At 49.8% G+C, this 23,306-nt stretch carries 17 protein-coding genes; 11 read left to right on the top strand and 6 right to left on the bottom strand.

Features of this window, described 5'->3' with window-relative positions; all coding sequences use genetic code 11:
* Window positions 1-40: 40 nt before the first annotated feature.
* A complete protein-coding gene (locus tag B0D95_RS00725; RefSeq protein ID WP_078042099.1) occupies window positions 41-604 on the bottom strand; it encodes a TetR/AcrR family transcriptional regulator in 564 nt (187 codons plus the stop codon).
* Window positions 605-731: 127 nt separating this feature from the next.
* Here B0D95_RS00725 and fabF point away from each other — a divergent pair, with 127 nt between their 5' ends.
* Both fabF and hisC read left to right on the top strand, forming a co-directional pair.
* Window positions 732-2,006 (top strand): beta-ketoacyl-ACP synthase II, encoded by a 1,275-nt coding sequence (fabF, locus tag B0D95_RS00720; RefSeq protein WP_078042098.1) that lies wholly within the window; start codon window positions 732-734, stop codon window positions 2,004-2,006.
* Between the two features lie 61 nt (window positions 2,007-2,067).
* Complete coding sequence (gene hisC, locus B0D95_RS00715) at window positions 2,068-3,120, top strand: histidinol-phosphate transaminase (RefSeq protein ID WP_078042097.1); 1,053 nt, start codon at window positions 2,068-2,070, stop codon at window positions 3,118-3,120.
* 112 nt (window positions 3,121-3,232) lie between these two features.
* Here the strand turns inward: hisC and B0D95_RS00710 are convergent, their stop codons facing one another.
* The gene (locus tag B0D95_RS00710) at window positions 3,233-3,922 is read right to left on the bottom strand and encodes an STAS domain-containing protein (RefSeq protein WP_078042096.1); all 690 of its coding nucleotides are present in this window, start codon (window positions 3,920-3,922) and stop codon (window positions 3,233-3,235) included.
* Between the two features lie 483 nt (window positions 3,923-4,405).
* Here B0D95_RS00710 and B0D95_RS00705 point away from each other — a divergent pair, with 483 nt between their 5' ends.
* Entirely contained in the window at window positions 4,406-6,739 is a 2,334-nt protein-coding gene (locus tag B0D95_RS00705) for a bifunctional diguanylate cyclase/phosphodiesterase (protein ID WP_078042095.1), read from the top strand.
* A gap of 27 nt (window positions 6,740-6,766) precedes the next feature.
* Here the strand turns inward: B0D95_RS00705 and rimK are convergent, their stop codons facing one another.
* Together rimK and B0D95_RS00695 are read right to left on the bottom strand one after the other, a co-directional pair.
* The gene (rimK, locus tag B0D95_RS00700) at window positions 6,767-7,672 is read right to left on the bottom strand and encodes a 30S ribosomal protein S6--L-glutamate ligase (protein ID WP_078042094.1); all 906 of its coding nucleotides are present in this window, start codon (window positions 7,670-7,672) and stop codon (window positions 6,767-6,769) included.
* Window positions 7,673-7,728: 56 nt separating this feature from the next.
* Window positions 7,729-8,193, bottom strand: a complete 465-nt coding sequence (locus B0D95_RS00695; protein ID WP_078042093.1) for an ATP-dependent zinc protease — start codon at window positions 8,191-8,193, stop codon at window positions 7,729-7,731.
* Between the two features lie 237 nt (window positions 8,194-8,430).
* Between B0D95_RS00695 and B0D95_RS00690 the strand changes: the two genes are divergently transcribed.
* Window positions 8,431-8,634, top strand: a complete 204-nt coding sequence (locus B0D95_RS00690; RefSeq protein ID WP_078042092.1) for a PA3496 family putative envelope integrity protein — start codon at window positions 8,431-8,433, stop codon at window positions 8,632-8,634.
* Between the two features lie 60 nt (window positions 8,635-8,694).
* Here B0D95_RS00690 and B0D95_RS00685 read toward each other — a convergent pair whose 3' ends face one another.
* Entirely contained in the window at window positions 8,695-9,651 is a 957-nt protein-coding gene (locus tag B0D95_RS00685; protein WP_078042091.1) for a hypothetical protein, read from the bottom strand.
* Between the two features lie 22 nt (window positions 9,652-9,673).
* The gene (locus tag B0D95_RS00680; protein WP_244904633.1) at window positions 9,674-11,086 is read right to left on the bottom strand and encodes a deoxyguanosinetriphosphate triphosphohydrolase; all 1,413 of its coding nucleotides are present in this window, start codon (window positions 11,084-11,086) and stop codon (window positions 9,674-9,676) included.
* Window positions 11,087-11,430: 344 nt separating this feature from the next.
* On the opposite strand from B0D95_RS00680, the gene atzF reads away from it, so the two are divergent.
* The 7 genes from atzF to urtD all read left to right on the top strand — a co-directional run bounded on the left by atzF (window position 11,431) and on the right by urtD (window position 23,289).
* Window positions 11,431-13,233: an allophanate hydrolase gene (gene atzF, locus B0D95_RS00675; RefSeq protein ID WP_078042090.1), complete on the top strand. Its 1,803-nt coding sequence runs from the start codon at window positions 11,431-11,433 to the stop codon at window positions 13,231-13,233.
* A gap of 163 nt (window positions 13,234-13,396) precedes the next feature.
* Complete coding sequence (uca, locus tag B0D95_RS00670; RefSeq protein WP_078042089.1) at window positions 13,397-17,017, top strand: urea carboxylase; 3,621 nt, start codon at window positions 13,397-13,399, stop codon at window positions 17,015-17,017.
* 117 nt (window positions 17,018-17,134) lie between these two features.
* Complete coding sequence (locus tag B0D95_RS00665) at window positions 17,135-17,857, top strand: GntR family transcriptional regulator (RefSeq protein WP_078042088.1); 723 nt, start codon at window positions 17,135-17,137, stop codon at window positions 17,855-17,857.
* A gap of 203 nt (window positions 17,858-18,060) precedes the next feature.
* Window positions 18,061-19,359 carry an urea ABC transporter substrate-binding protein gene (gene urtA, locus B0D95_RS00660; protein ID WP_078042087.1) on the top strand — a complete coding sequence of 433 codons (1,299 nt, stop codon included), beginning with the start codon at window positions 18,061-18,063 and terminating at the stop codon, window positions 19,357-19,359.
* Between the two features lie 134 nt (window positions 19,360-19,493).
* Complete coding sequence (gene urtB, locus B0D95_RS00655) at window positions 19,494-21,182, top strand: urea ABC transporter permease subunit UrtB (RefSeq protein ID WP_078045561.1); 1,689 nt, start codon at window positions 19,494-19,496, stop codon at window positions 21,180-21,182.
* A gap of 143 nt (window positions 21,183-21,325) precedes the next feature.
* On the top strand, window positions 21,326-22,477 hold the full coding sequence (gene urtC, locus B0D95_RS00650) for an urea ABC transporter permease subunit UrtC (protein ID WP_078042086.1): 1,152 nt from the start codon (window positions 21,326-21,328) through the stop codon (window positions 22,475-22,477).
* Entirely contained in the window at window positions 22,477-23,289 is an 813-nt protein-coding gene (gene urtD, locus B0D95_RS00645) for an urea ABC transporter ATP-binding protein UrtD (RefSeq protein ID WP_078042085.1), read from the top strand. The genes urtC and urtD overlap by 1 nt, the downstream gene beginning before the upstream one ends.
* The last annotated feature ends 17 nt before the right edge of the window (window positions 23,290-23,306 follow it).

The raw sequence follows: 23,306 nt of genomic DNA, 5'->3' as shown, positions 1-23,306 counted from the left end.
CAGACTCCCATGGGGTGGGTAAGGCAACTATAGCGCTAATTCAATGCAATCGTTTAGACACCGCCCGCAATACCTCTTGCGAGAGCTCAGGGTCATCCACCGCGCGCGCAATCACTTGGGCTCCCACCAGCGATGCTAATGTCGCCAGCGCTTGTTCACGCTTTGCCGCTTCATTTTTGACAGGCAAGATCTTCATCAGCGATGCCAGCAAGCGATTAAAGCTCTGCGTAAACGCGCGTTTGATCATAGGCGATTGCCGTGCAGCATCAGCACCCAGTGCCGCCATCAAACAACCGCTGCCGGGGTTATCGCGATGCTCGCAGGACAAATAATTGGCGATAAACCGTTGGTAGTACGTCCCCTCACCTTCGCCAAAACTTGCCCGATTTTGTGCCAGGATGTCATCGACAGCATACTCACAGGTCTGCGCCATCAAATCTTCTTTGGAGGCAAAATGGCCATAAAAACCACCATGGGTTAAGCCTACCTTTTTCATTAGATCGGCAATACCTATGCCATCAAAACCTTTCTCGCGAAATAGTTGTGCAGCGGTATGTAAAATTTTTCCGCGATTTTCTGTTGCCTGCTCTCTGCTGACTCTCATCGTTATTTCCACCCACTAATTAAAACGTCATCGACCTATGACCAAATAGTGTTTGACACTATACATGATGAGCATCATATAATTATAAATGATGAGTGTCATATATAAATTAATCGAGGAAGCGTCCATGAGCCAGCAGACCCGAATTGTGATTACCGGAATGGGCATAGCCTCACCGCTCGGCTGCGGCATTGAACCTGTGTGGCAGCGCTTGCTTGCGGGGAAATCCGGCCTGCGCCGCTTGCCCGATGACATGGTCAATGACCTGCCGGCTAAAGTCGGCGGTGTAGTTCCTACTCTCGAAGAAGATGAGGAAGCTGGTTTGAATCCGGATGCAATCGTCACTCCCAAAGACCAGCGCAAGATGGATCGCTTTATTTTGCTTGCGCTCGCCGCCACCGATGAAGCCCTGCAACAAGCCCAGTGGCAGCCGACAACGACTGAGCAGCAAGAGCGCACGGCGACGATTATCGCCTCCGGCGTGGGCGGCTTTCCGGCGATTGCCGATGCCGTGCGCACTGCGGATACGCGCGGCACCCGTAAGTTATCACCCTTTACCATTCCCTCCTTCCTGGTCAATTTGGCGGCGGGACATGTGTCGATCAAATACGGATTTAAAGGCCCGCTGGGAGCACCGGTTACTGCCTGTGCGGCAGGTGTGCAAGCCATTGGTGATGCAGCGCGCATGATCCGTGCGGGCGAGGTTGATGTGGCGATTTGTGGCGGTGCTGAAGCCTGCATCCACACAGTCAGCTTGGGCGGCTTTGCGGCAGCGAGGGCTTTATCCTCAAGCTTTAATGACGAGCCGACCCGTGCATCGCGCCCCTTTGATCGCGACCGCGATGGTTTTGTGATGGGTGAAGGTGCGGGAATTTTGGTGATTGAATCACTCGACCATGCGCTCGCTCGCGGCGCGCAGCCGATTGCTGAAATTGTCGGCTACGGCACCAGTGCCGATGCCTATCACCTGACATCAGGACCAGAGGACGGCGACGGCGCCAAACGCGCGATGGAAATTGCTATCAAACAAGCGGGAATAACTCCCGCACAAATCCAACATCTCAATGCACACGCAACCTCAACGCCTGTGGGCGATAAAGGTGAGCTTGCAGCGATCAAACGCGTATTTGGTGATGGAGAGACGGTAGCCGTGACATCCACCAAATCGGCCACTGGTCATTTACTCGGTGCGGCTGGCGGCATTGAAACCATTTTTACCGCGCTGGCACTGCGCGACCAAATGATCCCGCCTACCTTGAATCTCGAACATAAGGACGAGGCCGCAGCGGGTGTTGATATAGTTCACGGCAGCGCACGCACAGCGGCAATCGACTACGCCATCTCCAACGGCTTTGGCTTTGGCGGGGTCAATGCGAGTATTTTGTTAAAGCGCTGGGTGTGAGCCGCGCGCCTCAACGCGTATACTGCGCACTCTTTTTTGCTGCAATGGTTGAGGAGCAAGCATGTCGACGTTTTGGAGTCCTGTGGTGCGCGAATTGGAGCCTTATGTGCCCGGTGAGCAGCCACAAATTGATGGTTTGATCAAGTTGAACACTAATGAGAGCCCTTACCCGCCCTCGCCCAAGGTGATCGACGTGATTAACCATGACACCATCGACCGCTTGCGTCTGTATCCCGATCCCAATTCCAAAAAACTGAAAAATACCATCGCGCATTATTACGGCGTGACAGCGGAACAGGTATTTGTTGGCAACGGTTCAGACGAAGTGTTGGCACTGCTGTTTATGGCGTTTTTCCAGCAGGGTAAACCGCTGCTGTTTCCGGATATCAGTTACAGTTTTTATCCGGTGTACTGCAAACTGTTTGGTATTGATTACCAAACCATCCCGTTGTGCGAGGATTACACCATTAATTTCGCCGATTACGCACAGGCTAACGGCGGCATTATTTTCCCCAACCCCAATGCACCCACGGCCATTGGTAAACCTCTGGCAGAAATCGAAGCACTGTTGCAGCAAAATACCGAATCGGTTGTGGTTGTCGATGAAGCCTACGTGGATTTTGGTGCGCAAACGGCCATTGCCTTGGTAGATAAATATCCCAATTTGTTGGTAGTACAAACCCTGTCCAAGTCGCGCTCACTGGCGGGGATGCGCGTAGGTTTGGCAGTGGGTCATAAGGATTTAATCGATGCGCTGGATCGGGTGAAAAACTCGTTCAATTCGTATCCACTTGACCGCATTGCAGAAGCTGCGGCGATTGTGGCGTTTGAGGATGAAACTTATTTCAGCCGCTGCCGCGACCAGATTATCGCCACTCGCAACTGGACAACGGCCGAGCTGGAAAAGCTCGGCTTCAAAGTGCTGCCATCGCAAGCCAATTTTGTGTTTGCCGAACCACTGGGCAAGAATGCGGCAGACCTTGCCCAACACCTGCGCGACCACAAGATTCTGGTGCGCTACTTTAACAAGCCGCGTATCAGCCAGTTTTTGCGCATCACCATCGGCACCGACGAGCAGATGCAGGCGCTGATCGAGGCGTTAAAAAAAGCCTGATGCCGCGCGCAAACAGGTGATTAAAAAAACATCCCGCACAAAAAACCGGTACTGCCAAGCAGACCGGTTTTTTTTGTTATGGGCAATAGGGTGTCGAGAGCGTTTAACCGCTTCAGGATTTATCGGAAATCTGCGTGGTTTTAATCACAAAATAGCGATCCATACCTGTCCACTCCAGCAACTGCGCCACCTCTTTATTACAGTTGCACAGGCTGATGCTCTCCCGCGCTGAGCCTTTACGCTCTTTGAACAAGAGCAACATCCCCAAACCCGTCAAGCTCAAGGCCGGGGCGTCGCTTAAATTAAATTCAAACGCCTCAATGTTCGCATCACCCGTACCTTCCAACAGGCGCGCCCACTCTTTGCGCAAATCACTGTCGATAGCGCCGTGGATATTAATGCGCAAACCGCGCCCATTGTTGATAGGCGTCCAATCCAGGGAGGCGGAATCTGAAAAGGTAATGGCGCCGGAACTGGCGGTGGATTTATTTGCAAGCGGCTTGGTAGCAGCCGGCTTGTGCGTAGCGCTGTTTGTATTGCCGGAGCGAATAGGAACCTGAGGACGAGGCGTAGGGGTTGCCGGTGAACGTGACGCCGAGCCGGGCGTGAGTGTTTTCTGGGCAGACTTGGGAATGGAGCGATCAACCCAGCCTTCCGGCACCACATCCTCCCAACTACTTTGCGCCACCCCATTACCAACCACATCATCAATTACGCGGCCACTGATACGTTTGCTGCGCGCCTGTTCATCATCGGCGCGAATGACCTTACGCTCACCTACGAAAGGAACCTGATGACGCATGATTGAACCACTCCAGCACGCGATAACAGTGCAAATAGCGTTATAAATGAATCTTTAAATAAGCCTAGATCAGTGCAGGGTAAAAGCGAATAGCTGCCAGGGCACAGAACCGGATTTCAATGGCTGTACGGCGCGAACCGGCTTTTTCCAATTTCTTATGAAAACATAGTATTGGCACACACATCATCTTTTTCGCAAAATGCGCGCCAAAGTTGGGAAGATTGGAAACACATTGACACCAAAATTAACCAACGAATCACTAATTTTTGCTTGAGCTTTACAGGGCGTGTTCATTTATCATAAAAAAGCGTGGCTTTAGGCGCTTTTGTTGTAAAGTACTGATTCAAGTTAGAAATTTGGGATATGCAGGCCCCGGAAGAGTGGCCACCAGAGAGATGTTTAGTGATAGCGGATCCCCTCACACCGGGGAATAAGATGTACGAACACACTAAATTGCGAGACCATCACCCAAATTGAGTGAATATGCCAAATAGTGACCCAGCGCAGCCGAAACATACGGCTGTAGAGTTGATTAAAAAGTTCCAGCAACTTTTTACCAACTTAAATCACAAACAAATTGCCGAGCGATTGGTGAAGTTGGTTATTGCCAAACACACCATTCAGCGCGTTGCCTTACTTATTGCCCGCGACAATCATATCTACGTGGAAGCCATTGCCAATCGCACAGGCACCCACACTGCGATTAATGCTATCGCCACCTCGCTCAATCGCATTAACAACCTACCCTCTGCATTTATTCACGATGTATTTGAATCCGGCCAGGCACTGGCACTGAGCCGTAGTGCCATGAGCGGCCTTATTGGCAAAACTATTCCCGTTGATACCCGCGCCTGCTTTTTGCACCCGATTTGCGAAAACCAGAAAACCATCGCGGTGTTTTATATGGAATCCCAGGATGACCTGGCGAGCTTGCAACACGCGGTACAAGACCTGGATACCGTATGGACATTCAGTTCCCTGTTGGTGCGTCAGGTTATTGATATGTGGCACCACGAAGAACAAGCCGAACGGTTTCGCGTGGCGGAACAAGCACTCTGGGCCAGCGAAACCTATTTAAATGCGATTTTGAATTACTCGCCCACGCTGATTTCAGTAAAAGACCTGGACGGCAACATAGTCTTGGCCAGCGAGCATTACAATCAAATGGCCAATGTGGGTGAAGACGGTATTGTGGGCAAAAACGTGTTTGATGTTTACCCCAAAGACGTTGCCCAATCCATGTGGGAGATAGACCTCGCCACCAAAAAGACCCAGCAAACCTACGAAGTTGAGCTGGATCTGATGCATAAAGATGGTACCCAGCACACCTATTTACTGGTCAAATTTCCACTGCGCGACAAGCAGCAAAAAGCGTTTGGGGTGTGCACTATCGGCACCGATATTTCCGAACGAAAACTGGCCGAGACAGCGCTGCGCGAACAGCAATCGCGACTCAACTATATGGCCTTTCACGATTCACTGACCTCGCTGCCCAATCGCTCACTGTTTTACGATCGCATTTACCACGGTTTGGCCCGCGCCCGCCGCGCCAATTCTCGCGTTGCGCTGATGCTGCTCGACATCGACCGCTTTAAAAATATTAATGACAGTTTGGGTCACGACGCCGGTGACATTCTGCTCAAAGCCTTCGCCACGCGCCTCAATGAAGGCGTACGCGATATGGATACCGTCGCACGCTTGGGTGGCGATGAATTTGTGGTGGTGCTGGAAGGTATTCACGATATTGACGATGTTATTTTTGTCGCCAACAAATTACTCAGCACTCTGTCGCGCCCAATTGAAGTCAGTGGCCACAGTATTTCTACTACCGTAAGTATCGGTGTAAGCCTGTTCCCGGAAGACGGGGATGACACGGATGAGCTGTTAAAAAATGCTGACATCGCCATGTATAAAGCGAAAGAAGCCGGTAAAAATAATTGCCAGTTTTATACCAAGGGCATGAACGCAACAGCGGTGAACTACTTGCTGTTGGAAAACGATTTGCGCCGCGCCATTGAACAGCAACAACTGACACTCTACTACCAGCCACAAGTGGATTTAAAAACCGGCGAGATGACCGGTGTAGAAGCGCTGGTACGCTGGCAACACCCGGAGCGCGGCATAGTGTCGCCGGCCCATTTTATTCCACTGGCCGAAGAGACCGGGCTTATTGTGCCGATTGGGGAGTGGGTACTGCGCGAGGCCTGTCGCCAACAAAAACTCTGGCTGGATGCAGGCAAATATATCGGCAAGATTGCAGTCAATTTATCGCCGCGCCAGTTCCGTCAGAAGAATTTCCCCGGCAAGGTGGAAGCGATACTTGCTGAAATCGGGCTGGCCGCCAAATACCTGGAGTTGGAAATCACCGAAAGCTGTGCCATGGAGCACGCGGGCGAAACCATCAACCAGCTCAACCAGCTCAACCAAATGGGTATGTACCTCGCCATTGATGACTTTGGTACCGGCTATTCATCGCTCGCTTATTTGCAGCGTTTCCCGGTGCAAAAATTGAAAATTGATCGCAGTTTTATCCACGATATTCACGACGATGCCAACTACGCCGCTATAGCCAAATCCATTATTGGCCTTGCGCACAATATGCAGATGCGGGTAATCGCTGAAGGGGTTGAAAACGAAGGTCAAGCCGAATGGTTGCGCACCCATGGCTGCGATCAGGCGCAGGGATTCTTTTATGCCAAACCCATGACCGCCAAACAACTGGAAGGCCACTTCCGCAATGGTCGCTTTTATTTTGATGGCACAGTTGTACGTTTGGAAAATCACCTGCGCGAACAGCAGCTCAAAGTGGGGGCTTAATCGCCCCCGACTTTATCTCACCGCAGATCAACCCTTACCCCGGGTTTTGTTGGCATTGGGGCGAGCATTTTCCTCGACAAACGCCACAATCGCATCGGCAATATCTTTGTGCGTCGCCCCTTCAATACCCTCCAAACCGGGCGATGAATTTACCTCCATCACCAAAGGCCCGCGCGAGGAGCGCAGCAAATCCACACCGGCGACCTGCAAGCCCATGGTCTGTGCTGCCTTGATTGCTGTACGGCGCTCTGTGGGGGTCAATTTGGCCAGCTTGGCCGAGCCACCGCGATGCAGGTTGGAGCGGAATTCACCCTCTGCAGCGGTGCGCTCCATGGCGGCAACGACCTTATCGCCAATCACAAAACAGCGCAGGTCACTGCCGTTGGCCTCTTTGATAAATTCCTGCACCAAAAACTCGGCGCGCAATTCGCGGAAAGCTTCAATCACACTCTCGGCGGCCTTCTGGGTCTCGGCAAGCACTATGCCGCGCCCCTGGGTACCTTCGCAGAGTTTGAGCACTAACGGAGTACCGCCCACCAGCTTGATCAGCTCCTTGGCATCGTGCACGTTGTAGGCAAAGCTGGTTTTGGGCAAGCCTATGCCCTTGCGCGAAAGCAATTGCAGCGCGCGCAACTTATCCCGCGAGCGCCCCAGGGCGATGGATTCGGTAAGGCAGTAAACCCCCATCATTTCAAACTGGCGAATCACCGCCAGCCCATAGTGAGTTACCGAAGCACCAATGCGTGGGATCACCGCATCAAAGTCCTCCAGCAATTCACCCATGTACCAAATGGCAGGGCTATCAGAGGCAATGTCGATGTAGCATTTCAAAATGTCGATTACACGCACTTCATGGCCGCGTTTGGTACATGCCTCCACCAAACGACGCGTGGAGTAAAGGCGACGATTGCGCGACAAAATAGCGATTTTCATAGGAATCCTGAAGGATATTGATCAAGTAACGGGAGGCACCCGGGGAATGAATCGCCCTAGAGTGCAGACATCAGCGGCTGGTCTTTGGAGCCGCCGAGTAAAAATGATTTGCTGCTATCCACCCAAAACCCTTTTTTGAGTGCACTGCGCCCCAGCAGCATACGGAAGCGCATATTTTCGCGGTCAGTGAGAGTGACCTCGATGGGCATTTCCAGGCCATTAATACGCAGGCAGGTTTCAATCACTACCCGCTCTTCACTGTGACCGCCAGAGTCGGTGACTTGCCGTACGTCTTTTACCGGTGCCTCGCATTCAATACAGGTGAGGCTGTCCTGTTGCAGGGGGTGCAAACCGAACCTGACCCAGGGCTTGCCATCCTTTTCAAACGGCGTGACATAGTAGGCGTGCAAAGCGCTGGTGCGTGCACCGGTATCCACTTTTGCCTTAATGGCAGCAATACCAAAATCTGGCAGGCCAACCCACTCGCGCCAGCCAATGACTTCCGCTTGTTTTTTTGCCACTGTCGTTCGACCTCGCCCAAAAATGATGTTTGAATCTTGCACCTGATACCGGCTTCACACCTCGGCCACAGGCGCGCTTTGTAACCCAGATTGGCGCCAAGGTAAAAAGAAAAATCTCGCTTGCCGAACAAGATTTTTCTTTTGTTTTTTAATGGGCTATGGTAAATAGCGCGGGTCAATTTTTCCTCTGCGGGAAACGACGCCAAACCTTCTCTCTATCAATGTTGGAGTAGTCTTATGTCAGTTGATGTAGAGTCACCGGATACTGATCTTATAAGTGATAGCATCGAAACCGATGATGAAGAGGCAACACCAAAACTGACTGGCAAAGAAGCCAGCCAGCACACCTTGGAAATGCGTCGCAAAATCGAAGATCGCTTGGAGCGTCGTCGCATTAAGGATCAGCTCGGATACGACGATATTTCTGATCTGGATTTTTAGCCGTTCTTGCATCCAGTCACACAACCGCCGATTTATCGGCGGTTTGTTTTTGTGGGCCCGTTATTCCAGCCGGATATTATCCAGATAAAAACGGCGCGGCCGCGGTAGATCTGCCGCAAAGATTCCCAAGTTACACAAGGCATCCAACTGCATACTACGCTGCTTGGGGCTGCGTGCTATATCGGCGATGGCAAAACGCAGCCTGTTCCACCCCGGCTGCAACAGCAGCGCGCGATTAAAACGGTCATCATAATGGTTATCGCCGCGATCATGGATCACATCGGATAAGCGCAAAACCAACGACATAGGGTCGGCTTCAGGGTTGAACAAATCCATCGCCACCACATTGAAGCCCTGCCAATCACCATAACACACTCGCAAACGCAACCCGGAATAGCCGCCAGCCATCAGATCCACTTGTAGGGATTGCTCGCCATGACTGACGGCCGTTGTACTTGGCTGTAAGCCTATGCGTTCAGGATTAAACACCAGCTGCTGCCACTCCGCTCGCGATTCAAAACTATTCACCAGCGGAAACGCACGACGCAAACTCAACTCGGCCCAAGCCGCCTCTAGCACCAGCCACAGCGCCGGGCCGATCAATAACAGGCTCAACACGCGCGCGCATCGCACCCGGTTTGGGTGCCGCGCCGCGCCCAGGTGCTGCCCCCAAAACAAACCCAGCCATACCCCCACCAGGTTATTGAATAAATCTCCCCAGCTTGCATAGCGCCCCACAAAATGCTGCACCACTTCAACTGTCGCCCCCAGCAACAAGGCCAATAAAGTAACACCCAGCCACTGGTGCCAATGGGTGAGTGGTACAAACCATTGCACCACCACTAACAGCAACGCAAAAAAAACCACATGACCAAAATTCCACAGGTTTTTTAAGAGCGTTGAAGATACCCAATCCGGCCCGCCCACAAAAAATAAGGGCGCGGCCAACACCAATAACACCGCGCACAATACCACCACGCTGCGCGCCGCCACTGGCGATAAAATTGCATTTAACATAGGGGCACTAACATCCGTTTTTTTAGTAGGCTGAATGGCCCATGCCGTTAAATTGCTTGGCAAGATTTGTAGCATAGTTGTCGGTCATACCGCTGATAAAATCAATCACCGCCATCAATGCAAGGTATTTATAGTTGTGCGCCTTGTTGCTTACATCCGGGTGAAAATTGTTTTCGCCAATCAACGCCATAACGCGATTATCTTTGTAGGTCATTTGCGCCGGGTCGCCGAGCGATGCATAAACGGCAGAGCACACCGTATTTAACAAAGTGCCAATCACCGCATAAGCGCCAATCTCCAACTCAACCCGACGCGAGTGATTAAAAATTTTGCGTTTGGCTAAATCTTTTGCCGCTTGTACAGCGTTGCGCACTTTCGGATCGCACAGCGAAATTAAATCACCCTGCACTTCCCCGCGTAAAAATGCATCTTGATGTTTAATAAACGCGGAAGTGCCGGCATTGATAAAAGCATCAATTACCTTGCCGCGCACCAATGCCGGTTTGCGACCATCATTCACTTTTTTCAGCAAGCGCTCCAAGTCACCAAGCTGCGGGGAATCAGCAATTACCGGGTGCAACAATTCATAAATTTCAGCCCAGTTGAGAATCCCCATCTCCAAACCATCTTCTAAATCGATAATGCCGTAACAAAAATCATCGGCCGCCTCCATCAAATACACCAGCGGATGGCGGCAATACCAATCGTGCCCCAATTCAATCAGCCCGGTTTTTTGCGCGATCTCATGGAAGTGTTCCAGCTCGGATTGAAATATTCCGTACTTGGTATCTTTCGGGCGCTGCCCCAATACCGTGGGTGATGATGTCCAGGGGTATTTAATAGAGGACGCAAGCGTTGCATAGGTCAAACGCATACCGTCATGAAACTGGTGATACTCGGAAGTAGTCAACACACGCAAGCCCTGCGCATTGCCTTCAAATACCCGAATATCATCCTGCTCGGAGGGCGACAAATCCGTTAGAAATTCAGCGCCCTCCTTTTGAAACCAGTTACGGATTGCATCTTCACCCGTATGGCCAAACGGCGGGTTGCCGATGTCATGTGCCAGGCAGGTTGCCTGCACTATATCGCCAATATCCGTTGGCCAGATATGCGCAGGCAAATCACCTTTGTCTTTCAATGCCTGCCCAACACGAATACCGAGCGTGCGCCCCACACAAGCCACCTCCAAACTGTGTGTCATGCGATTATGGATATGATCGTTAGTCGCCATAGGGTGCACTTGCGTTTTGCGCGCGAGACGACGGAAAGCCCCGGAAAAAATAATTTTGTCGTGATCCGAGTGAAAGGGCGAACGCCCTTCCTCATGCTTTGCCACACGCTTACCCAAACGATCCGCGCAGAGCAGTTGGTTCCAGTTCATCGCCATAAAAATCCACTTTCTCTCAATAAAGCCAATAGGCATTAATAACATTCAGGCATAGGCCACCATTCTAGACAATGCCTTGCGTTCTGTATGCCCATAACATCGAAGCATCTTGGTTTTTATAAAAAACAAGATAAATAAACGCACCAGCTTGTCTCAAAACACAGGTTCAAGCGCACAAAGAGAGCGCACACAGTTAACGCTCAACAATGATTAAAAACAGAGCTATCGACAATTTACTGATGGCACTAAACCAATGAAATTAATAGAGTTTTATTCCTTTCTCCCACCCTGCAAGCAGGTTTTTTTTCGCTTGGCACAGTTTCTGCAAAACCTCTGAAAAGCAATCTTGTATCCAAGATTGTATTTCAGATTCATACGCAGGAACCACAATGACGCTGTTGCACGATTACCTAACTACTGGCTGGACAATTCCTGAATGGCGCGATGCCTATCGCCGTGGAGACTTGCAAGCGCGCGATGCGCTGCTGAACCTTCGCGCGCAACTCAAGGCGGAGGATGCGGCCTGGATTTATATTGTTTCCAGCGCGGAGATTGAAGCGCAACTGACTGCGCTGGCCAGCCTTGGCGATGCAACCACACTCCCGCTTTACGGAATTCCGTTTGCGGTTAAAGACAATATTGATGTTGCCGGCATGCCGACAACCGCCGCTTGCCCTGCATTTACCTATATCGCCGAGAGCGATGCCACCAGCGTAGCGCGCTTGAAGCAAGCCGGTGCAATTGTGCTGGGCAAAACCAATTTGGATCAGTTTGCTACTGGCTTGGTTGGCACTCGCTCGCCTTACGGCGCCGTACCCAATTCATTTAACGCAGATTATGTGTCCGGCGGCTCCAGCTCCGGCTCTGCCACCACAGTTGCACGAGGCCTGGTGCCATTCAGTTTGGGCACAGACACCGCAGGCTCCGGCCGCGTACCCGCCGGTTTCAATAACATCGTTGGATTAAAACCCACCAAAGGCCATTTCAGTACCACAGGTGTTGTACCCGCATGTCGCAGCCTGGATTGTGTATCTGTATTTGCACTCACAGTGGAAGATGCAGAAACCGTTGCCAGTGTGATGGAAGGATTTGATCCCACTGACGGTTACTCACGCACAGCTCCGGCCGCCGCAACTTATTTTTCCAACAAACCTCGTTTTGGTATTCCTGCATCACCAAACTGGTTCGGCGATGTACAAGCCGAAGCAGCATGGCTGGAAACACTGGAAAATATTTCTGCGTTTGGTGCGGAGTTAGTCACCATCGATTTCACGCCGATGTTCACCCTCGCGCAATTATTGTATGGCGGCCCTTGGGTGGCGGAGCGTCACGCAGCCATTGCCGAATTTATGCAAGAGCACGCCGCGGACATGAATGACGTCGTGCGCGGCATTGTTGAAAATGCAGTAAATTTTTCCGCGACTGACGCCTACCAAGCGGAATATCGCCGTGCTGATCTCGCACGCGGAATACAATTGCTAATGAAAGATGTTGATGCGCTTTTGGTTCCGACATCACCGCGTCATCCAACAATTGCCGAAGTCAACGCCGATCCTATTGTCGTTAATAGCCAACTGGGTACCTACACCAACTTTGTGAATCTCGCCGACTGCTCTGCCCTCGCGCTGCCTGCAACCATGCGCGCCGACGGCTTGCCATTCGGCATCACCTTGATTGCCCCCGCATGGCAAGACGCCGCACTCGCTGCCTTCGGAAAAAAATGGCACAGCAGCGTTAATTTATTACTCGGTGCTACGGGCAAACCCACCCCCGCACTCGCGCTAAAAAACACGCCGCCACAAGGTTATGTACGCCTCGCCGTTGTCGGAGCGCATTTGACCGGTATGCCGCTCAATGTGCAACTGCAAGAACGCAATGCCATTTTTGTTGAGAGCACTTACACCGCCAACAATTACCGTTTATTTGCATTACCCAATACCACACCACCCAAGCCAGGTTTGATTCGCTCAACCGAGGGCGCCGAAATTATTGTGGAATTGTGGGATGTCCCACTGCACCACTTCGGAAGTTTTGTTGCATTAATTCCTGCACCACTGGGTATAGGTACTTTGAGTTTGCACGATGGCCGTGAAGTAAAAGGCTTTATTTGTGAAGGCGCCGCCGTAAATGGCGCGACCGATATTACGCATTTGGGTGGATGGCGGGCTTATATCAAATCCTTACAAAAATGATGCGTAGGTTGGGGTGAGGAACGAACCCCAACATGACCATGTAAGGCTACAAGAAAGTAATCCGACAAAGCATCACTAGTATCGCAAGAAATTAAAAATGTCGTGTTGGGGTTCGCAAGCTCACCACCAACCTACAAAAGAGAATTACAGCCGGAGAAGAATCATGTTGAAGACCGTACTTATTGCCAACCGCGGAGAAATCGCGGTGCGTATTGCCAAAACGCTGAAAAAAATGGGCATCGAATCTGTCGCAGTCTATTCTGATGCAGACCGTAATTCAGCGCACGTCACCGCATGTGATAGAGCAGTTTGTCTTGGAGGCAATACGGCGGCAGAAAGTTATTTGAAGGCAGATTTAATACTCGCCGCTGCCAAAGAAACTGGCGCGCAAGCAATTATTCCAGGTTACGGCTTCCTGTCCGAAAATGCTGCCTTCTGCGAAAAATGTGAGGCGGAAGGTATTGCCTTCTGCGGTCCAACCCCCGCACAAATTCGCGAATTTGGTTTAAAGCACACCTCGCGTGAAATTGCAGAAAAAGCCGGTGTGCCGCTCACTCCCGGAACCGGTTTATTGGCATCGCTTGATGATGCCGTAGCCTCTGCAGCACAACTGGGATATCCAGTAATGTTAAAAAGCACCGCCGGTGGTGGTGGTATTGGTTTAACGCGCTGCAACAACGAAGCGGAACTAATCGCCGCCTATGAAAGTGTAAAACGTTTAGGTCAAAACTTTTTTAGTGACAGCGGTGTATTTCTCGAACGCTTTGTCGATAACGCCCGCCACGTAGAAGTACAAATTTTTGGTGATGGTAAAGGTAACGTACTTGCATTGGGTGAACGCGATTGCTCCCTGCAACGCCGCAACCAAAAAGTGGTTGAAGAAACTCCTGCACCCAATTTACCCGCTGCCACCCGCGATAAATTATTGGCCGCATCCAAAAGCTTGGGCGAAGCCGTTAACTATCGCTCTGCTGGTACCATTGAATATATTTACGATGCCGCGCGCGATGCGTTTTACTTTTTGGAAGTAAATACCCGCCTGCAAGTTGAACACCCCATTACTGAAGCTTGCACTGGTGTAGATCTGGTTGAGTGGATGATCCTCACCGCTGCCGGTACTCCGCCAAAACTGGATATTGAAATCAATCCCAAAGGCGCTGCGATTGAGGTACGTTTATATGCTGAAGATCCAGTGCGCGATTTCCAACCATCACCGGGCGTATTAACCGACGTTCACTTTTCCGAATCGGCACGTATCGATACCTGGGTTTCGACCGGTACTGAAGTATCGCCCTATTACGATCCAATGATCGCCAAAATTATTGTGTACGGTAAAGATCGCGCTGATGCGATTAGCAAAATGAAAACCGCGTTGAACGAAACGCGCGCAGCAGGTATTGCGACCAATTTGGATTACTTGCGTCAAATTATCGCAACGGATTTTTTTGGCAGCGGCAATGTTGCCACCAATAAATTAGCTAGCTTTGAATATCAAGCACCCGTTGTAGAAGTATTACAGCCTGGTACTTACACCAGCGTGCAGGATTACCCCGGTCGCGTCGGTTTGTGGAGCATTGGTGTTCCACCCTCAGGCCCGATGGATGATTACGCATTCCGTTTGGCCAACCGTATTGTGGGCAACCATGAAAGTGCAGCCGCGCTTGAATACACCATCATCGGGCCGAAATTAAAATTCCATCGCGATGCAACCATCGCGCTGACGGGTGCGACATCACCTGCAAAAATTGATGGTGAATTAATTCCATTCTGGCAACCGGTTGCCATTAAAGCCGGACAAATTCTGGAAGTGGGCAAAGCCGACCAAGGTTGTCGCGGATACCTTGCAGTGCGCAATGGTTTTGATGTCCCCGTGTATTTAGGCAGCCGCTCTACCTTTGCACTTGGTCAATTCGGCGGCCACGCAGGTCGCACCTTGCGCGCGACTGATATGTTGCCGATTAGCAATCCGGCAATCGCAGCCTGCACAACTCCTGCACCAGTTTACGAAGCAGCAGCAGCGCCGAAAGAATTAATCCCAACCTACCCTAATGAATGGGAAATCGGTGTGCTTTATGGCCCACACGGTGCGCCAGATTTTTTCACTGAAGATGCGATTGATATGTTTTTTTCAACCGCATGGGAAGTGCACTACAACTCCAACCGTTTGGGTATTCGTTTGAATGGCCCCAAACCCACATGGACTCGCAGTGACGGCGGCGAAGCAGGATTACATCCTTCAAACATACACGATACTGAATACGCCGTTGGCTCCATTAATTTCACTGGCGATATGCCGGTAATCCTCACCAAAGATGGCCCCAGCCTCGGTGGATTTGTTTGCCCGGTAACTATCGTTAAAGCAGAGTTGTGGAAAGTCGGCCAGGTAAAACCGGGCGATAAAATTCGTTTTAAACGCTTGAGTTTTGATGCCGCACTCGCGTTGGAGTTATCTACCGATCGTGCAATTGAAAACCTGAGCGTACAGCCGCAAGTGTTACTCGCACCGATTGTTAAACCGGAAAACACCATTTCTGATTGTATCGTTGCAGCATTGCAACCGCAGGGCAGCCGCCCATTGGTGAGTTATCGTCAGGCAGGAGACAAATATATTCTGCTCGAATACGGCGACAATATTCTTGAATTGAGTTTGCGCTTGCGTGTGTATGCGTTGATGGAAGCATTAAAAGCATCACCCATTAATGGTGTGATTGAATTATCGCCAGGGGTTCGCTCACTGCAAATTAATTACGATAGCCGCGTTATCCATCAACAACAATTAATCAATCAGTTGTTAGTGATTGAAGAAACACTCGGCGACGCACGTGACACCAAAGTACCGAGTCGCATTGTGTATATGCCAATGGCCTTTGAAGATTCGGCAACTCTGGATGCGGTTTCCCGCTATCGTCAGTCGGTGCGCGATACAGCGCCTTGGTTGCCGAGCAACACTGAATTTATGCGTCGTATTAACGGCCTTGATTCCGTCGAGCAAGTAAAACAAATTTTGTTTGAAACCAGCTACATGGTGTTGGGTTTGGGCGATGTTTATCTCGGTGCACCGTGCGCCGTACCGGTTGACCCGCGTCATCGTTTGCTCACCTCCAAATACAATCCAGCGCGCACTTATACAGCAGAAGGCACCGTGGGAATCGGCGGCGTTTACATGTGTATTTACGGCATGGATTCTCCCGGCGGTTACCAATTGGTTGGCCGCACACTGCCGATCTGGAATAAATTCCTAAAAAATCCGATCTTCAAAGATGGTGAGCCTTGGCTATTAAAATTCTTTGACCGTGTGCGCTACTACGAAGTCACCGAAGAAGAATTAACCGCACAACGCGAAGCATTCCGCGAAGGCCGTTTAAGCCTGCGCATCGAAGAAGATTATTTCAGCCTCGCCGAGCACGAACAATTCTTGCAAGACAATGCTGCAAGCATTGCCGAATTCAAAGAAAAACAACAAGCGGCTTTCACTAAAGAAGTCGCGCTATGGCAAGCGGATGAAGAAAAAAATGTAGATGCGGCTCTGCAAGCCAAAGTAAACACTAATCCGATTGAAGTTGACGGTCACGCTGTGACAGCCGATATCAGTGGCAACATTTGGAAGCTTCTGGTTGAACCGGGTCAATTAGTGGAAGCAGATCAGCCACTGTTAATTGTAGAAGCGATGAAAATGGAATTCTCCGTGTACGCCGACCGCACCGCAAAGGTCAGTGCAATTCATTGCGAGCCGGGCAAGCAAGTGAATGCAGGGGATTTGTTGTTGGTGCTTGAGACAGATTAATTTGAAACACGGACGTAGGTTGGTGGTGAGCGAAGCGAACCCCAACATGACAGGATTCAACATTTACGCGTTGCTTATGTTGGGGTTCGTTCCTCACCACCAACCTACGAGAAACCCATGAAACTTATCAAAACCGACAAAACCAAAAAGAAAGCGGATGAACCCCGCACCAATTTAACGGAGCGGATTTACCAGATTATCAAAGACGATATTTTTTCTTTCCGTTTGGTTCCAGGTGATCGTTTTAGTGAAAATGAAATTGCTGAACGTGTTGCCGCCAGTCGCACTCCGGTACGCGAAGCATTGGCGCGACTACAACGTGAAGGTTATGTGGATGTTTCCTTTCGCAGTGGCTGGAAAGTAAACCCCTTTGATTTCAAAAAATTTGAACAACTCTATGACGTTCGCATTGTTTTGGAATTGGCTGCCATCAAAAAACTGTGTGAAATGGAAACCGCACCGGATTTGGAAGATGTAAAGCGCATTTGGTTAGTCAAGCCGGAGGATCGCTTAAAAGATGGCCCAACCGTGTGCGGGTTAGATGAGCGTTTTCACGAACAACTTATTGAAGCAACCGGCAATATGGAAATGGCCCGTATTCACCATGAAATTACCGAGCGGCTACGCATTATTCGCCGTATTGATTTCACCCAGCGTAATCGTATTGAAGCCACTTACGATGAACACGCCAAGATTTTGCGCACCATTATTGAACGTCGTGCAGAAGACGCAAAAAGTTATTTAAAAACACACATTGAAGCCAGTAAGGCCGAAGTGAGGAAAATCACCTTGCATATGTTGTACGAAGCACAGCAACAACACCCGGCCGATAGCGAATAGTTTTTTAGTTAGCAACACCGCTCCCTATAAGAGCGACGACCGATTTATGCCTGAAGCACATAAGCCGGATCAGGGAAGAAAATCTTGTCGCCCACCATAAGCGTTATACACAAGGCGTTACCGGAAAAAATAGCATTCACGATTGTATGAATGCTTGGATTGAAAAACCACTGAGTCATTAAAACCATCTAGGAGAAAGACCCATGAAGCTGAAGAAGATAGCAAAACATGTCGGGGCACTCGGTATCGCCTGCGGCTTAACCATCGCCTCGTTTAGTGCGGCGGCGGCAGAAACAATCAAGGTTGGTGTACTTCACTCGCTCTCTGGCACTATGGCCATTTCAGAAACCACTCTGAAAGACACCATGTTGATGCTGATTGAAGAGCAAAATAAAAAAGGTGGCCTGCTCGGTAAAAAACTGGAAGCAGTTGTAGTTGACCCGGCATCCAACTGGCCATTGTTTGCAGAAAAAACCCGTGAATTGTTGACCAAAGATAAAGTAGCCGCAATCTTCGGTTGCTGGACCTCAGTATCACGCAAGTCTGTATTGCCTGTTATTGAAGAATTGAACGGCATTCTGTTTTATCCCGTGCAATACGAAGGTGAAGAATCTTCACGCAATGTGTTCTACACCGGCGCCGCACCAAACCAACAAGCCATCCCTGCGGTGGATTACCTGATGAATGACATGGAAGTAAAACGCTGGGTATTGGCGGGCACTGACTATGTTTATCCACGCACCACCAACAAAATTCTGGAAGCTTATTTGCTATCCAAAGGTGTTGCCAAAGAAGACATCATGATCAACTACACACCATTCGGTCATTCCGATTGGCAAAACATTGTGTCTGACATCAAACGTTTTGGTTCAGCAGGTAAAAAAACAGCCGTAGTCTCCACCATTAACGGCGATGCCAACGTACCTTTCTACCGTGAACTCGGCAACCAAAAAGTCACCGCTGAAGATATCCCGGTTATTGCCTTCTCTGTGGGTGAAGAAGAACTCTCCGGTATCGACACCAAGCCATTGGTAGGCCATTTGGCGGCATGGAACTATTTCATGAGTGAAGATAATCCTGCTAACGCTGCGTTTATCAAACAATGGAAAGCCTTTATCAAAAATGACAAGCGTGTAACTAACGACCCAATGGAAGCACACTACATTGGTTTCAATATGTGGGTAAAAGCGGTTGAGAAAGCCGGCACCACTGACACTGACAAAGTGGTTGATGCCATCATCGGCGTTGAAGCACCCAACCTGACTGGCGGCATCAGCAAAATGTTGCCAAACCATCACATCACCAAACCAGTATTGATTGGCGAAATTCAGGAAGATGGTCAATTCCTCACTGTTTCACAAACCGATGGCTTGGTTCCAGGCGATGCATGGTCTGATTACCTTGAAGGTTCAAAAGATCTGGAATCCGATTGGATCAAACTGAAGTGCGGTAACTACAACACCAAAACCAAAAAATGTTTGGGCGCTGCAGCCGCTCACTAATACCTTAACCTTAGCGTGATTGCGTGACATGCAGGGTGAATAGCATTAACCGTGTTATTCACCCTGCATATAAAAACCAAAAAATTAAAAAAGAATTACCCATTATTTATATGTGTTTTTACAGAGACAAGACTATGCGAAACCTACTCAAGCCGCTTGGAAGATGGCACCTGCAACTGCTGGTACTTTTATCACTCTGCCATTCAACCATGGTCTTTTCGCAAGAAACCGATACCGCCCTCACTACATCGGAAGCATCCAGCGCAGTAGAGTCGCCCGCTGCAACCACAACAACCGAAAGTGAATTTGATACGCTCACCAAAGCCTTAACCCAAGGTAGCTTGCCCAAGCGCGCACAAACCGCAAAAAAATTAGCGCAGCTTAACGATAGCCGTGTTGCCAGTGTGATCGCTGCATTGCAACAAGGAACACTTTACGCCACTAAATCCACTGATCCGCTGGTTGCTATCGCGATTAAATCCGGCAAGTTTGTGAATGCCCTGAACGGCGAAGCAATTACCGGCGATACCAGTGACCTTAAGCGTATTCCGATTAATAACACCATGCGCAGCCAGTTACGTACCTTGCTCGCCGCATTGAACTTAAATGATAAACAAGCCAGCGTGCGCTTGAATGCGGTAAACCGCATGATTGCCGATGGTGTTGATGACAATATCATTAACCTGCTGCAAGAGCGCCAAAAAACCGAACCCGATGACGATGTGCGCACGGCGATTGCCGCAGCAGTGGCGCTAATGAATTTACAAAGCAGCGAACAACAAATTCGCCTGGATGCCATTCAAATTTTGCGCGGTAGCTTGCAGCAGGAAGTGCGTACCGCCCTGGTGGATATTGCCAACAACGACAGCGATGCAAAAGTAAAGCAACAGGCACAGCTCGCGCTGGCATCCATTGAGGATCGTATCGCCGCCTTTCGTTTTGCCGAAAATGTATTTTTTGGCCTGAGCTTGGGCTCGGTATTGCTGCTGTCGGCTATTGGCTTGGCCATTACCTTCGGTGTGATGGGCGTAATCAATATGGCGCACGGTGAATTAATGATGATCGGCGCTTATGTAACCTGGGTGGTGCAACAGCTTTTCCCCAATCAAATTGCCTACAGTTTAATGATTGCTATTCCCGCTGCGTTTATTGTCGCTGGCTTGGTAGGCATAGCCATAGAACGCGGAGTAATTCGCTTTTTGTACGGCCGCCCGCTGGAAACACTCCTCGCTACCTTTGGTATCAGTTTAATTTTGCAACAGGCAGCGCGCAGTATTTTTTCTCCGCTGAATCGCGCCGTGGAATTACCTGAGTGGATGAGCGGTTCGCTGGTTATTAATCCGGTGTTCTCCATTACCTACAATCGTTTGTATATTTTTATCTTTGGTTTGATTGTATTTTTTGCATTGCTCGCCATCCTTAAAAAAACCTCACTCGGATTAAAAGTCCGCGCCGTTTCGCAAAACCGTGCCATGGCTCGCGCCGTGGGTGTACGCGCAAGCTGGGTTGATGCCATGACATTTGGCCTCGGCTCTGGCATTGCCGGTATCGCCGGTGTTGCGCTCTCACAACTGACTAACGTCGGCCCCAACCTCGGCCAAGCCTATATTATCGACTCGTTTATGGTGGTGGTATTTGGTGGTGTAGGCAACTTATGGGGCACACTGGTTGGCGCCATGGGCTTAGGCATTATCAGTAAATTTTTAGAACCCTATGCTGGTGCGGTGCTCGCCAAAGTATTGGTATTGGTATTGCTGATTCTATTTATTCAAAAACGCCCCAAGGGAATTTTCCCGCAGAAAGGTCGTGCGGCGGCAGATTAATCAATCCCCTCCCCGCCTCCCCTTTTGCAAAGGGGAGGAGCAAACGTCACCTTGTAGGTTGGCGGTGAGGAACGAACCCCAACATTCGCAATTGCAAACGGCACATTGGCGAATGACGTAGAAATTTTAAAAGAGAGAATCAAATGTTAACCCAACGTTTATTACTCAGTGATCGCGGCGGCATGATTGTGCTGGGGCTGGTCTTATTAGCGATGGTGCTAGTGCCCATTTGCAATATCCTGGTGCCTGAGACATCGGCACTGCACGTATCCACCTTTACCGTCACCTTGCTCGGTAAATTTTTATGTTATGCCCTGCTCGCACTGGCGGTAGATTTAATCTGGGGCTACTGCGGTATTTTGTCGCTCGGTCACGGCGCTTTTTTTGCGCTCGGCGGTTATGCCATGGGCATGTATTTGATGCGACAAATCGGCCCACGCGGACAATACGGCGACCCATTACTGCCAGATTTTATGGTGTTCTTAAACTGGCAAGAATTACCGTGGTACTGGCAGGGGTTTGATATGTTTTGGTTTGCCATGTTGATGGTTATTGCCATTCCCGGTTTACTCGCCTTTATCTTTGGCTGGTTGGCTTTTCGTTCGCGCGTGACCGGTGTGTATTTTTCCATTATCACCCAAGCGCTAACCTATGCCTTGATGCTTGCATTTTTCCGCAATGAAATGGGCTTTGGCGGCAATAACGGGTTGACGGATTTTAAAGATATTCTCGGCTTTCCCATTGCAGCTAACGGCACCCGCATTTCGCTATTTTTAGCCTCCGGTTTTATGTTGATTTTTGCCTACATAGCCTGCCGCTATATTGTGACATCGCGTATGGGGAAAATTATTGTCTCTATCCGCGATGCGGAAAGTCGCACCCGTTTTTGTGGATATAAAGTGGAATCCTACAAGCTGTGGTTGTTTGTATTTTCGGCCATGCTCGCCGGTATTGCCGGTGCACTTTATGTACCGCAAGTAGGCATTATTAACCCCGGTGAATTCTCACCGCTTAATTCAATTGAGTTGGTGGTCTGGGTAGCAACCGGTGGGCGCGGTACTTTATTTGGTGCAATTGTCGGTGCATTTACCGTTAACTATGGAAAAACGGTTTTCACCTCTTACTCACCGGAAACCTGGTTATTTGCACTGGGCGCACTGTTCGTGATTGTAACCTTGGTATTACCGAAAGGCTTGGTAGGTTTATTCAGCCGTTTCAGAAAAGCGCCTGCCACAAGTGAAACCAGCGATACCGAAAAAACTGAACCGACAGCAGCGACCAAGGAGACAGTGTAATGAATATTTTTTCACAAGCTCGTCGCAGCCTCGGCCAGAATGACCCTAACTTTGGTGCCCCACTGGATACCACTCACGGTACCATTTTGTACGTAGAAGGTGTAACCGTTAGCTTTGATGGTTTTCGCGCACTGAATAATTTAAACCTCTATATCGATGAAGGTGAATTGCGCTGTATTATCGGCCCCAATGGTGCTGGCAAAACCACCATGATGGATGTGATCACAGGCAAAACCAAACCTGATGCAGGCAGTGTATATTTTGGGCAGCAAATTAATTTACTGGAATTATCCGAGCATCAAATTGCACGCGGCGGTATTGGCCGTAAATTCCAAAAGCCCACTATTTTTGAAGCGCTCAGCGTGTATGAAAACCTGGAGCTAGCAACAGCAGCAGATAAGCGCGTGTGGTGGACACTCACCCAACAATTGAATTCAGCACAAAAATACCGTATCGATGAAGTGCTACTGCAAATTGGTTTGGCCGAACATCGTTACAAAAATGCAGGCGCTTTATCCCACGGACAAAAGCAGTGGCTGGAAATTGGCATGTTGCTGATGCAAAGCCCGCGAGTCTTATTGGTAGATGAACCTGTCGCGGGTATGACCGGTGAAGAAACGGAAAAAACCGCTGAACTTTTATTATCGCTTGCAGGTAAACACTCGGTGATTGTGGTGGAACACGACATGAAATTTGTGCGCTCTATCGCGCGCAAAGTCACGGTACTACACCAAGGCTCGGTGCTCACGGAAGGCACTATGGATCAGGTACAAAATGATCCTAAAGTGATTGAAGTCTACCTTGGCGAATAACATCGGGATAAAAAATC

Origin of the sequence: Cellvibrio sp. PSBB023 (assembly GCF_002007605.1) — a bacterium.
Taxonomy (GTDB): Bacteria; Pseudomonadota; Gammaproteobacteria; order Pseudomonadales; family Cellvibrionaceae; genus Cellvibrio.
This window is presented reverse-complemented; position numbering and strand designations above follow the sequence as displayed.

Coding starts and splice junctions, on each gene's coding strand:
- B0D95_RS00725 (WP_078042099.1), bottom strand. CDS start 604: ATGAGAGTCAGCAGAGAGCAGGCAACAGAAAATCGCGGAAAAATTTTA.
- fabF (WP_078042098.1), top strand. CDS start 732: ATGAGCCAGCAGACCCGAATTGTGATTACCGGAATGGGCATAGCCTCA.
- hisC (WP_078042097.1), top strand. CDS start 2,068: ATGTCGACGTTTTGGAGTCCTGTGGTGCGCGAATTGGAGCCTTATGTG.
- B0D95_RS00710 (WP_078042096.1), bottom strand. CDS start 3,922: ATGCGTCATCAGGTTCCTTTCGTAGGTGAGCGTAAGGTCATTCGCGCC.
- B0D95_RS00705 (WP_078042095.1), top strand. CDS start 4,406: ATGCCAAATAGTGACCCAGCGCAGCCGAAACATACGGCTGTAGAGTTG.
- rimK (WP_078042094.1), bottom strand. CDS start 7,672: ATGAAAATCGCTATTTTGTCGCGCAATCGTCGCCTTTACTCCACGCGT.
- B0D95_RS00690 (WP_078042092.1), top strand. CDS start 8,431: ATGTCAGTTGATGTAGAGTCACCGGATACTGATCTTATAAGTGATAGC.
- B0D95_RS00685 (WP_078042091.1), bottom strand. CDS start 9,651: ATGTTAAATGCAATTTTATCGCCAGTGGCGGCGCGCAGCGTGGTGGTA.
- B0D95_RS00680 (WP_244904633.1), bottom strand. CDS start 11,086: ATGTTATTAATGCCTATTGGCTTTATTGAGAGAAAGTGGATTTTTATG.
- atzF (WP_078042090.1), top strand. CDS start 11,431: ATGACGCTGTTGCACGATTACCTAACTACTGGCTGGACAATTCCTGAA.
- uca (WP_078042089.1), top strand. CDS start 13,397: ATGTTGAAGACCGTACTTATTGCCAACCGCGGAGAAATCGCGGTGCGT.
- B0D95_RS00665 (WP_078042088.1), top strand. CDS start 17,135: ATGAAACTTATCAAAACCGACAAAACCAAAAAGAAAGCGGATGAACCC.
- urtA (WP_078042087.1), top strand. CDS start 18,061: ATGAAGCTGAAGAAGATAGCAAAACATGTCGGGGCACTCGGTATCGCC.
- urtB (WP_078045561.1), top strand. CDS start 19,494: ATGCGAAACCTACTCAAGCCGCTTGGAAGATGGCACCTGCAACTGCTG.
- urtC (WP_078042086.1), top strand. CDS start 21,326: ATGTTAACCCAACGTTTATTACTCAGTGATCGCGGCGGCATGATTGTG.
- urtD (WP_078042085.1), top strand. CDS start 22,477: ATGAATATTTTTTCACAAGCTCGTCGCAGCCTCGGCCAGAATGACCCT.